Raw genomic sequence first — 12,717 nt, forward strand, 5'->3', positions numbered from 1 at the left:
AGCTATCAACTACCGACGTTCCGTTCACAGGGACGGCTCCCTCTCGAACAGGAACAGTCACTGTCACACATGAGCGAGACAGACCACTCATCGAACGAGGAATCGCCCGCAAACAACGACCGAGACGGCCTTAGCGGTGAATACGACCCCGAGGCGGTCGAGCCAACCTGGCAACAGCGCTGGGTGGACGAGGAGACGTACGCCTACCAAGGCGACCTCGACACACAGTACAGCATCGACACCCCGCCGCCGACGGTCTCGGGTGACCTGCACATGGGACACCTCTATGGCCTCACCCTGATGGACTTCGTTGCCCGATTCAAGCGGATGTACGGCGACGATGTCTATTTCCCCTTCGGCTACGACGACAACGGCATCGCCTCCGAGCGACTGACAGAGCGCGAATTGGGTATCAATCACGGCGATTTCACCCGTCGCGAATTTCAGGAGAAGTGCCGCGATGTCTGTCAGGACTACGAGGCGGAGTTCACCGACGACGTGCAGTCACTGGCTATCTCAATCGATTGGGAGAACACATACAAGACCATCTCCCCGCAGGTCCAGCGCACCTCACAGCTGTCGTTTCTCGACCTCTACGACCAGGGACGAGAGTACCGACAGCGGGCGCCGACCATCTGGTGTCCCGACTGTGAGACCGCTATCTCGCAGGTCGAACAGGAGGACCTGACAAAGCAGACGAAGTTCAACGACATCGACTTCGAGTTGGTCGAAGCCGGCGACGGCGAGACCACACAGGAGACGTTCACCATCTCGACGACGCGGCCCGAACTGCTGCCGGCCTGTGTCTCGGTGTTCGTCCACCCCGACGACGACGCGAACCAGCACCTCGTCGGTGGAACCGCACGCGTGCCGCTGTTCGGTCAGGAAGTCCCGATTCTCGAAGACGACCGCGTCGACCTCGAAACTGGCAGTGGGCTAGTGATGTGTTGTACGTTCGGCGACCAGACAGACATCGAGTGGTACCAGGCCCACGACCTCGATTTGCGTATCGCCATCGACGAGTCGGGGACGATGACCGACCTCGCAGACGAGTACGAGGGACTGAGCACCGCCGACGCCCGAGCGGCAATCATCGAAGACCTCGACGAGGCCGGCTACCTGCTCGAATCCCGCGACCACGAACACACGGTGCAGGTCCACGAGCGGTGTGACGAGGAAGTCGAGTACCTGGTCACCGAACAGTGGTACGTCGAGATACTCGACAAGAAAGACGAGTACCTCGACGCCGGCCGGGAAATCGACTGGCACCCCGAGAAGATGTTCACCCGGTACAAACACTGGATTGAAGGACTCGAATGGGACTGGTGTATCTCCCGACAGCGCGACTCGGGTATCCCGTTCCCGGTCTGGTACTGTCAAGAGTGTGACGAGGCTATCACCGCCGACCGCGAGGCCCTTCCAGTCGACCCAATCGAAGACGAGCCGCCTGTCGACGCCTGTCCTGACTGTGGCCACGACGAGTTCGCGCCCGACAAGGACGTGTTCGACACCTGGGCGACTTCGTCACTGACGCCGCTCGTCAACGCCGGCTGGGACTGGGACGCCGACGTGGGCGAGCTACGGATGGAACAGCCCGAGCTGTACCCGATGAACCTTCGGCCACAGGGCCACGATATTATCTCGTTTTGGCTGTTCCACACGGTAGTGAAATGTTACGAACACACCGGCGAGGCCCCCTTCGAAGATGTCATCATCCACGGGATGGTGCTGGACGAGAACCGCGAGGCGATGTCGAAGTCCAAGGGGAACTTCATTGCACCCAGTGAGGTCATCGACGAATACCCCATCGACGCGACCCGCTACTGGACGGCAAGCGCCTCAATTGGCGACGACTTCCCGTACCGCGAGAACGCACTGGAGGCCGGCGAGCGCCTCCTCCAGAAGCTCTGGAACGCCTCCCGGTTAGTCGACCAGCTCACCGAGGACGTGGACCGCTCGATACTGGACGAGGAAAGACCGGAGTCCGAGCTGGCCGACATCGACCGATGGTTCCTCGCTCGGCTCGACGAGACAATCGAATCCTTGACCGAGCGCTTCGATAACTACGAATTTGCAAAGGCACGCGACGACCTCCGGACCTTCTTCTGGTCGACGTTCTGTGACGACTACCTCGAAATCGCCAAACAGCGTCTCTCAGGAGGTGGCGACGAATCCACGGAGTACACGCTTTTGCGCGCTCACAACACGTTCCTCAAACTGTGGGCGCCGCTGTTGCCCCACGTCACCGAAGAACTCTACCAGCGCCTCTACGACCCCGAGGAGTCGCTGCACCGCCAGGCTTGGCCCGAGCCGGCCGGCTACGACGCCGACCTCGCGGCCGGCGAGACGGCCATGGAGGTTATCGGTGCGCTGCGACGGTACAAGACAGAAGAGGGACTTCCGCTGAACGAGCGCCTCGAAGCCGTTGACATATACGGCCACGTCGGCGGGTTTAGCGACGCTATCAGCGACGTGATGCACGTTACGCGAATCGAGACGTTCGACGACGAGCCCGAGGTGACGACCGAAATTAGCGATATCGACCTCGATTACTCGCTCGTCGGTCCTGAGTTCGGTTCCGATGTGGGGGCAATCGACGACGCCATCGAGTCTGGCGAGTTCGAGGTGAGCGGCGACACGCTCTATCTTGCCGACGGCCAGTTCGAACTCGACGACGAGATGTTCGAGATAGAGAAGTCCCGGACGTATTCGGGCGAGGGACAGATGATAGAGACTGAGCGGGCGGTCGTCATCGTGCGATAGGCTCGGCCGCAAGTTCTGTCGCCGTGGGTACATTTTTTACCTGATGTCCGGTAGTACGTATCACGATGGTCACCGTCGAGACGAGTGCACGCCTGCACGTCGGCTTTCAGAATCTCTCACTGGCACACGACCGGCTCTACGGCGGCATCGGCCTCGGACTCGACGAGCCACACATCAGTATCGAGGTGTCACAGGCCGAGCACCTCGACTATGATGACGACTGCGTCCAGGGCTACGCTGAGACTGCCCTCGACGTGCTCGACGTCCCCGGCGCTCGGCTCACTGTCGACGAGCGATACGACCGACACGTCGGCCTCGGCAGCGGAACACAGCTTGCGCTGGCCTGTCTGGTCGGCATTGCGAAAGCGTATGGGAAATCTGTCGACCCGCGAGAGGCGGCCCCGGAGATGGGACGGGGCGGTCGTAGCGGCGTCGGGGTCGCAACGTTCGAGACCGGCGGCTTCGTCGTGGACGCGGGTCACCCGACAGAGCGGTTCACCACCAGCCCGCCGGCCCCCGGCAACTGGGAGGTCCCGGCCCCTATCGTCGCGACACCACTCCCAGAAGACTGGCGGTTCGTCGTCGTGACGCCGGCGGCCGAGTCTGGACAGAGCGGGTCGAACGAGGACGCGAGCATGCAGTCGGCCGTCGACGGCGCGAACCCGACTGTTGCAGACGACATCGCGGCCGTTCTCACGCGCGAGTTGCTACCCGCCATCGCCGAAGGAAACATCGAGGCGTTCGGTGACGCGGTCGAGCGTATCGGTCGCCTCAACGGAACCTGGTACGCCGACGAGCAGGGTGGCGTCTACCGACCACCTGCCGGCGACGTCATCGAACGACTCTCACAGAGTGAGGGGGTTTTCGGGACCGGACAGTCATCTTGGGGGCCGACCGTTTACGGGGTCACCGACGTCGCCAGGGCTACGCAGGCAAGAGAGGCAGCGACGGCCGCACTCGGGGGACAAGTCCCGGACGGCACCGTCAGAGTTGTCGAACCGAGCGCTTCGGGCTACTCGCTCACTCGCGAGTAACTACACCTACAACGCCGCCCGGAGCGCTACCGGCCGGTCAACTCGTCGAGGCGCTCGAAATAGGTCTGGCGAGGGACCTGATAGAGGTCGCGGTAAGACACCTCTCCCCGAGAGAACTCATCTGCGAGGTCCATCGCACCCGCTGTGGCGGCTCCCTGGGATTCGAATGCCCGTTCGTCGAGGTTGACCTCGGGTTCCAGGTAGAGTGTGATATACCAGGGGTCCTCTGGGTCGGGAACATCGCGCCCGGGACGGCGGCCGCGCCGGCCTTTTGTCACGTAAATAGTTGGGAGACATTCGGGTGGGAACTCCTGGCTGTCGAACACGTCAGGCCGGTACGCGAGCACCGCCTTGGTCGACTCCAGACTCCAGACCTCCCAAGCATCGTCGAGTCCCTCGAATTCCATAGCTTCAGTTTGCTGTCCAGAAATATAAACGACAGTGTTCGGCCTTCGTTGGCCGTTTTCACCGCGCCACGTATAAATCCCTGTCACGTGATGTACGATATCCGAACGGTTCTGTCGCCCTCGTGGTGGTATTGTAGCGTTTTGTGTGGCGATCTATCGGGTAGGGTAACCCAATCACAGTGAGATTTATATGTGAGTAGAAGTACTATACTAAAAGGATGCGGAACAGATCGACAATCGAAGGTCCCCCCCGTCCTGACGGAACCGGTCCAGAACTGACGGCAAGTCGGCACCGAGACAGACCACACGCGACGGTCGCGCCCACGAGAGGCTGCCACCAGACCAACGGAGATAACAATGAGTGAACACGAACGCACCCTGGAATCGCTGAGCGAGGAGTACAAAGACACGATACCGAGTGACCTGCGCAAGCCGCGGTCGTTCGACTGGTACCTCGCCGAACTCTACGACGAGCCACGCATCGCCCGCGGAGCACACCAGCGCGTCGCCGACATGTTCGACTACTACGGAACGACATACGACGAAGACCAGGGCGTCGTCGAGTACCAGCTCGCCTCAGAAGACCCGCTGAACGAGGGTGAAAACACCTTCTACGGTCGAATCATTCACGAGGCAATCCACGAGTTCGTGAACAAGGTCAAATCTGGGGCTCGGGGGCTCGGCCCGGAGCGACGTATCCTCCTGTTACTCGGGCCGGTCGGCTCGGGAAAATCGGCCTTCGACTCCCAGGTGCGGCAATACTTCGAGGACTACACCACGCGAGACGAGGGGCGGATGTACACGTTCCGGTGGACGAATCTCTGTAGCGTTATCCCAGACCAGGACCCCGCTGACGATGTTGTCCGCTCGCCGATGAATCAGGACCCTATCGTGTTGCTCCCCCAAGAACAGCGCGAACAGGTCATCGACGACATCAACGAGCGGCTGGACGCGCCCTACACTATCGAAAACGAGCAGTCCCTCGACCCGGCGAGCGAGTTCTACATGGACCGCCTGCTCGCACACTACGACGACGACCTCCAGGCGGTTCTCGAAAACCACGTCGAGGTGGTCCGGCTGCTCGCCGACGAGAACAAGCGACAGGCGATCGAGACCTTCGAGCCAAAAGACAAGAAAAACCAAGACGAGACGGAGCTCACGGGCGATGTCAACTACTCGAAAATCGCCGTCTACGGTGAGTCTGACCCGCGTGCCTTCGATTACTCCGGAGCGTTCTGTAACTCCAATCGGGGCATCTTCTCTGGTGAGGAACTGCTGAAACTCCAGCGGGAGTTCCTCTATGACTTCCTGCACGCGACCCAGGAGAAGACGATAAAGCCAAAGAACAACCCCAGAATCGACATCGACCAGGTCATCGTTGGCCGGACGAACATGCCCGAGTACCGGGACAAGAAAGGCGACGAGAAGATGGAGGCGTTCAACGACCGGACCAAGCGCATCGACTTCCCGTACGTCCTCTCCTACGAGGACGAAGCGCACATCTACCGGAAGATGCTCCAGAACGCGGACCTCCCTGATATCGGTGTCGAGCCACACACCCTGGAGATGGCGGGTCTGTTCGGCGTCTTGACCCGTATCGAAGAGCCGGACGCCGGTGGTATCGACCTACTACAGAAAGCCAAGGCATACAACGGTGAAATCGACGAGACCGAAGATATCGACGTGAAGAAACTCCGGGAGGAGGCCGCCGAGAAAGTCGAAATCGGCGAGGGGATGGACGGAGTCTCGCCACGGTTTATCGGCGACGAAATCGCCGAGGCCATCATGGACTCGATGCACCGGTCGCGGTCGTTCCTCTCGCCGCTGACGACATTCAACCATCTGGAAGGAAACCTCGAAAACCACGGCTCAATCTCGTCGGACATGTTCGAGACGTATTACCGTTATCTCGAACTCGTCCGCGAGGAGTACAAAGAGCGGGCAATCGAAGACGTTCGCCACGCGCTGGCCTACGATGTCGACGAGATTCAGCGCCAGGGCGAGAAGTACATGGACCACGTTATGGCGTACATCGACGACGATACCGTCGAAGACGAGATAACGGGCCGTGAACAGGAGCCAGACGAGCAGTTCCTGCGCAGCGTCGAAGAGAAACTCAACCTGCCAGAGGACCGCAAAGACGACTTTCGGCAGGAAGTGGCAAACTGGGTGTCCCGGCGGGCACGCGAGGGGGTGTCCTTCGAGCCACAGGACAACGACAGGCTGCGGCGGGCACTCGAACGCAAGCTCTGGGAAGACAAGAAACACAACATCAACTTCTCGGCGCTGGTCACCAGCGGCGACATGGACGACGACGAGCGCAACGAGTGGATAGACGCGCTCATCGAGCAGGGGTACTCCGAAGAGGGTGCCAAAGAGGTGCTCGAATTCGCCGGCGCCGAGGTGGCAAAGAGCGAAATGGAGGAATAACTGATGAACGGAAAGGCCAATGAGCGGTAACGACTACATCGAAGCCGCAGACAGGACGCTCGATGCGACCTACGAGGAGCCGATGAGCCTCGAAGAGTACGTCGAAACGCTGCTGACAGCGCCACACCGCGGCGCTCACGCGCCCAAGTATCTGCTCGCGGCCATCGAGTCTGCCGGTACGCGAACCGTTATCGAAGAGGGCGATGAAAAGGAGCGGTATCGCTTCTTCGACGACCCCTGGAACGACGGCGAACACGCAATCTTGGGCAATACAGAGGTACTCAACCGCTTTGTCGACGACCTCCGCTCGATTGCGGCAGGCCGCGGCAAAGAAGAGAAAATCCTCTGGCTCGACGGCCCGACCGCGACGGGAAAATCTGAGCTCAAGCGCTGTCTGGTCAACGGCCTCCGGGAGTTCTCGAAGACAGAAGAGGGACGACGATACACAATGGAGTGGAACGTCGCGGGTCTCGACAGTTCCCCCGGGCTGACCTACAGCGACGAGGGGACGATGGGCGACGAGGACGACTGGTACGAGAGTCCGGTCCAGTCTCACCCCCTGACGGTGTTCCCGGAAGACGTACGCCAGGAACTGGTGATGGAGTTGAACGAGCGACTCGACGACCACATCCCGGTCCGGGTCGACGGTGAAATCGACCCATTCTGCCGAGAGGCATACGACTACCTCGAAGAGCAGTACCGACGAGAGGGAGTCGAGGACCTCTTTTCGGCCGCGACGGACCGCCAGCACCTACGCATCAAGAACTTCGTGGTCGACGTCGGCAGGGGAATCGGTATCCTGCACTCCGAGGACGAAGGAACGCCCAAAGAGCGACTGGTCGGCTCGTGGATGCACGGAATGTTGCGCGAACTCGATTCGCGCGGTCGCAAGAACCCGCAGGCGTTCTCCTACGACGGCGTCCTCTCACAGGGGAACGGCCTGCTGACAATCGTCGAAGACGCCTCCCAGCACGCCGACCTGCTCCAGAAGCTTCTGAATGTGCCAGACGAGGGCCGGGTCAAGCTCGATAAGGGAATCGGCATGGATATCGACACCCAGCTGGTCATCATCTCGAACCCAGACCTCGAAGGCCAGCTGAACCAGCACGTCGAACGCGAGGGCCAGGACCCCCTGAAAGCGTTGAAACGGCGGCTCGACCGCCACCGGTTCACGTACCTCACGAACCTCTCGCTGGAGGCCGAACTGTTGCGCCGGGAGCTGACCGACGAGACGAGCGTCTGGGACGCGAACACCTGGGACCAGCTCGAGGAGTGGATTCGCGCACCGCTTTCCATGCAGGTTCGCCGCGCCGACAAGACGGTCCGAGAGCGCGAACTGGCACCACACGCACTGAAAGCGGCCGCGATGTACGCCGTCGTCTCACGGCTAGATACGACTGACCTGCCCGACGACATCTCCATCGTCGACAAGGCCCTGCTGTTCGACCGCGGCTACCTGCAAGACGGTGACGAGCGCATCGACATCGAGGACGTGGAGTTCGAAGGGACGAGTGCAAACGGCGAACACGGCATCCCCGTTACGTACACCCGAGATATCATCGCGGACCTGCTCCACGAGGAATCCGACAGATTCCACCAGGAGTTCGACGTCGAGTCGGTCATCATGCCCAGAGACGTGTTGAACGCGATGGCCGAGCGGCTCGCCGACGCGCCCGTCTTCTCGACGACAGAGGCCGCAGAGTTCGAGGAGCGAATCGCGCCTGTCAAGGAGTACACCTTCACCCAGCAAGAGGAGGACGTGCTAAACGCGATGATGCGCGATAAACGCGTCGACGAGGCGACCGTCGAAGAGTACGTCGGACACGTCTACGCGTGGGCACAGGGCGAGAAACTCGAAAACGACCGCGGCGAGCGCGTCGACCCGGACCCCCTGAAGATGAAGGTGTTCGAAATCGAGCACCTGGGGCGGTTCACCGAAAGCGACTACACCGGGAACCAGCCCGACGACGTGGTCGCGGAGTTCAGAACCGAGCAGATAATCACCGCGCTCAACCGCCACGCGTGGCGCAATCGCGACGAGGAGTTCCGGGTCTCGGCGGTCAATCCAAAGGAGATACCGGCCATCAAGGCGGTGCTCGGGAACTACGATTGGGAGGATATCAAGCGGACCTACGAGGACTTCGACCCACACCAGTGGGACAACCCTCCGACCGAAACCCAGACCGAGCGCCTCAAAGAGGAGACGATACGCAACATGCAGGAACTGTACGACTACAGCGAGGCAACAGCGGAGTTGACCAGCCGGCACGTCATGAGCCAGGTGAGCTACAAATGGAGCTAACTGGAGGGTGGTACCGATGGGACTGAAAGACGACCTCGACAGGTACAGAGAGGTGGGCGAACAGCGCCGCCAGGACCTCGAAGAGTTCATTCAATACGGCGACCTCGGCGAGAGTCGCCGCGACGAGGTCCGCATCCCAATCAAGATTATCGACCTTCCTGAGTTCGCCTACGACCAGCGCGAGATGGGCGGCGTCGGCCAGGGACAAGACGGGACACCAGAGCCAGGTGACCCAGTTGGCGAGCCAGAACCCGGCGACGGCGACGAGGAAGGTGACCCCGGCGAAGAGGGCGGCGACCACGAGTACTACGAGATGGACCCCGAGGAGTTCGCCGAGGAGCTAGACGAGCAACTCGGACTCGACCTCGACCCAAAGGGCAAGAAAGTAATCGAGGAAGTCGAAGGCGACTTCACCGATATCACCCGAACCGGTCCGACTGGCACACTTGACTTCGAGCGGCTGTTCAAAGAGGGTCTCAAGCGCAAGCTGGCGATGGACTTCGACCGGGATTATGTCCGCGCGGCGCTACAAATCGACGGCTGGGGACCAGCACGCGTCTTCGAGTGGGCGCGGAGCGACGAGAATCTTCCAGTCTCGCGGGTGTGGATAGAGAACGCGTACGACGAGATTCCTGCTGACGACCGGACGGTCTATGAAAGTCTCGACGAGATGGAAGCGAACGTCGAGCGAACCGATACGGCACAGCGGATACGCCGGGAAGGCGTCGATCAGGTTCCGTTCCGTCGCGAAGACGAGCGGTACCGGTACCCCGAAGTCGTCGAGGAGCGCGAACGCAACGTGGTCGTCGTCAACATCAGAGACGTGTCCGGGAGTATGCGCCAGAAGAAACGCGAACTCGTCGAGCGGACGTTCACCCCGCTTGACTGGTATCTCCAGGGGAAATACGACAACGCCGAGTTCGTCTATATCGCCCACGACGCCGACGCCTGGGAGGTCGAGCGCGAGGATTTCTTCGGCATCCGCTCGGGCGGCGGGACCCGCATCTCCAGTGCTTACGAACTGGCGCTGGAGCGACTGGACGAGGAGTATCCGTGGGCAGACTGGAACCGCTACGTCTTCGCCGCGGGCGACTCCGAAAACTCCTCGAACGATACGGAAAAAAACGTCATCCCGTTGATGGAGCGAATCGACGCCAACCTCCACGCTTACGTCGAAACCCAGCCATCGGGCAACGCAATCAACGCGACTCACGCCGAGGAAGTCGAGAACCACTTCGGCGACGACGACAACGTGGCGGTGGCGTACGTGACCCGTCCGGCAGACGTGACCGAGGGCATCTACGAGATACTGAGCACGGAGGAGTCAGATGACTACGAGTGACACGACGCGGAGGGACAGCCAATGAAATCACCCGACGACATCCGAATGCAGCGGGAGGCACAGTCACTGCAGGGACCGGTCGAAGCGGCGAACGACCTCGCCCAGCGGCTCGGACTCGAACCCTACGACGTGAACTACTGGGTCGTCGATTACGACGACATGAACGAACTCATCGCTTACGGCGGCTTCCAGAGCCGGTATCCACACTGGCGCTGGGGAATGAGCTACGACCGCCAGCAAAAACAGAGCCAGTTCCTCGGCGGGAAGGCATTCGAAATCGTCAACAACGACAACCCCGCACACGCCTTCTTACAGATGTCGAACAGCCGCTCAGACCAGAAGGCTGTCATCACCCACGTCGAGGCCCACTCTGATTTCTTCGCGAACAACGAGTGGTTCGGCATGTTCAGTCGCGACCCAGACGCGGCGGCCATGCTCTCTCGGCACGCCGAGTCAATCGAGGAGTTCATGCAGGACACCGATATCAAGCGCGCCGAGGTCGAGCGGTTTATCGACCACGTCCTCTGTCTCGAAGACAATATCGACCAGTACCAGCCCTACGAGCCAATTGACGAGACCGACGCCGCCGAGGCCGACATCGAGTACGGCGACGTGAGCGAAGAGCTGGGCGACCTCGACCTCTCCGAGGAGGTCCAACAGCAGGTGTTCGACGACGAGTGGCTCGAAACCCAGCGCGAAGACGACGATACGGTGAGATTCCCGATAGAGCCCGAGAAAGACATCCTCGCGTTCCTCCGCAAACACGGCAAGCAGTACGACGAAGACGCCGAGAAAGCTGTCGAACTCACCGACTGGCAGCAGGATGTACTCGAAATCCTCCGAACCGAGGCCTACTACTTCGCGCCACAGAAAATGACGAAAATCATGAACGAGGGGTGGGCCTCCTACTGGGAGTCGCTGATGATGGCCGACGAGAACTTCGCGGGGGCCGACGAGTTCATCACCTACGCCGACCACATGTCGAAGGTGCTTGGCTCTGGTGGGATGAACCCGTACAGTCTGGGGCTGGAGCTGTGGGAGTACATCGAAAACACCGAAAACCGCCGCCACGTCGTCGAGGCGTTGCTCTGTACCGAGGGTATTACCTGGCGGAACTTCCACGATACCGTCGACTTCGAGGCGGTACTCGACTTGCTCGAACCGGACCCGCTGGTGGCAGCAGTCGACGCCGAGGCGCTCGAGGAAGTGCCTGCCGAGGACCCACGAATCGACGCGGAATCGCTCGAAGCCGCCCGAGACGGCGACGTTAACCTCGAAAAGTACCCCTGGAAGCTGTTCACGTACGAGGGACTGGCAGAACGCCACTACTCGCTTGTCAAGCCCGCAAACCGGGGGTACATCGCCCGAATTTCGATGGAAGAACTGGAGCGGATTTCGCGGTACATGTTCGACACCGAGCGCTACGCGACCATCGAGGAGGCGCTTGCAGACGTGGACTACACCGTCGGCTGGCATCGGATGCGCGAGATTCGCGAGAGCCACAACGACGTTACCTTCGTCGACGAGTTCCTCACCCAGGAGTTCGTCGACGAGCAGAATTACTTCACCTACGAGTACATGCGCTCCTCTGGGGACTATCGGGCCACGTCGACCGACTACGAAGACGTGAAAAAGAAGCTCATGCTACAGCTGACGAACTTCGGTAAGCCGACGATTGTGGTTGCAGACGGCAACTATCGCAACCGCAACGAGCTACTGCTCGAACATCGGTACAACGGCGTTGCCCTCGATATCCAGCAGGCGAAAGACACGCTCGAACGAGTCTTCCAGCTCTGGGGTCGCCCGGTTGCGCTGCGGACCATCGAAACCACCTACGACGACCACGACATCGAAGTTGCGCGTCGCCGCGACCGCGAACCCGAGCCCGAAGAAACTGGACGAGAGCTTCGATACGACGGCACGGAGTTCGAGGAGGTCGAACTCGACTGGTCAGCTGTCGACCATCTGGCCGCCACCGACATCGATTACGACACGAAACCCGACGAGTGGCTCGCCTAGACACTGATACCATCCCCGGTCGAAGCAGTCGTATGGAGCGTTTCGACGTACAAACCGACGGCCATCTCGACGTTATCGACGTGACCGAACGCGTCAGTACCGCTGTACCCCCGTCTGTGACTGGGACCGTGACAGTGTTCGTCCAGCACACGACCGCAGGCGTGACAGTCAACGAGGGCGAACCGCGACTGCTGGGCGATATCGAGAGCGCGCTCTCGGAACTGGTGGCTGATTCTGGGTGGGACCACGACAGCATCGACGACAACGCGCCCGCGCACCTCCGGGCGATGCTCGTCGGCCCTGACGTGACGCTCCCGGTCGAGGACGGAGCGTTACAACTCGGCACCTGGCAGTCTGTGCTGTTCGTCGAGTGTGACGGTCCACGCACACGACGCGTCACGGTGACCGTCGACTGACGGC

Annotated in this window: 8 protein-coding genes; 7 read left to right on the top strand and 1 reads right to left on the bottom strand. The window is 60.8% G+C overall.

The window, feature by feature from the left end; all coding sequences use genetic code 11:
• Positions 1-69 precede the first annotated feature (69 nt).
• Together BLR34_RS05100 and BLR34_RS05105 are read left to right on the top strand one after the other, a co-directional pair.
• Positions 70-2,763 (top strand): valine--tRNA ligase, encoded by a 2,694-nt coding sequence (locus BLR34_RS05100; RefSeq protein ID WP_092700114.1) that lies wholly within the window; start codon positions 70-72, stop codon positions 2,761-2,763.
• Between the two features lie 65 nt (positions 2,764-2,828).
• Positions 2,829-3,797 carry a beta-ribofuranosylaminobenzene 5'-phosphate synthase family protein gene (locus BLR34_RS05105; RefSeq protein WP_092700116.1) on the top strand — a complete coding sequence of 323 codons (969 nt, stop codon included), beginning with the start codon at positions 2,829-2,831 and terminating at the stop codon, positions 3,795-3,797.
• 26 nt (positions 3,798-3,823) lie between these two features.
• Here BLR34_RS05105 and BLR34_RS05110 read toward each other — a convergent pair whose 3' ends face one another.
• On the bottom strand, positions 3,824-4,204 hold the full coding sequence (locus BLR34_RS05110) for a DUF5820 family protein (protein WP_092700118.1): 381 nt from the start codon (positions 4,202-4,204) through the stop codon (positions 3,824-3,826).
• A gap of 357 nt (positions 4,205-4,561) precedes the next feature.
• Between BLR34_RS05110 and BLR34_RS05115 the strand changes: the two genes are divergently transcribed.
• From BLR34_RS05115 to BLR34_RS05135, 5 genes are read left to right on the top strand one after another with little or no spacing between them, the layout of a single operon-like run.
• Positions 4,562-6,634: a PrkA family serine protein kinase gene (locus BLR34_RS05115; RefSeq protein WP_092700120.1), complete on the top strand. Its 2,073-nt coding sequence runs from the start codon at positions 4,562-4,564 to the stop codon at positions 6,632-6,634.
• 19 nt (positions 6,635-6,653) lie between these two features.
• Positions 6,654-8,936 (top strand): PrkA family serine protein kinase, encoded by a 2,283-nt coding sequence (locus BLR34_RS05120; protein ID WP_092700122.1) that lies wholly within the window; start codon positions 6,654-6,656, stop codon positions 8,934-8,936.
• A gap of 16 nt (positions 8,937-8,952) precedes the next feature.
• Positions 8,953-10,278, top strand: a complete 1,326-nt coding sequence (locus BLR34_RS05125; protein WP_092700124.1) for a YeaH/YhbH family protein — start codon at positions 8,953-8,955, stop codon at positions 10,276-10,278.
• A gap of 21 nt (positions 10,279-10,299) precedes the next feature.
• Complete coding sequence (locus BLR34_RS05130; RefSeq protein ID WP_092700126.1) at positions 10,300-12,297, top strand: SpoVR family protein; 1,998 nt, start codon at positions 10,300-10,302, stop codon at positions 12,295-12,297.
• Positions 12,298-12,329: 32 nt separating this feature from the next.
• Positions 12,330-12,713: a secondary thiamine-phosphate synthase enzyme YjbQ gene (locus tag BLR34_RS05135; RefSeq protein ID WP_092700128.1), complete on the top strand. Its 384-nt coding sequence runs from the start codon at positions 12,330-12,332 to the stop codon at positions 12,711-12,713.
• Positions 12,714-12,717: the final 4 nt, after the last annotated feature.

The organism is Halovenus aranensis (genome assembly GCF_900100385.1).
In the GTDB taxonomy this organism is placed as follows: Archaea; Halobacteriota; Halobacteria; order Halobacteriales; family Haloarculaceae; genus Halovenus; species Halovenus aranensis.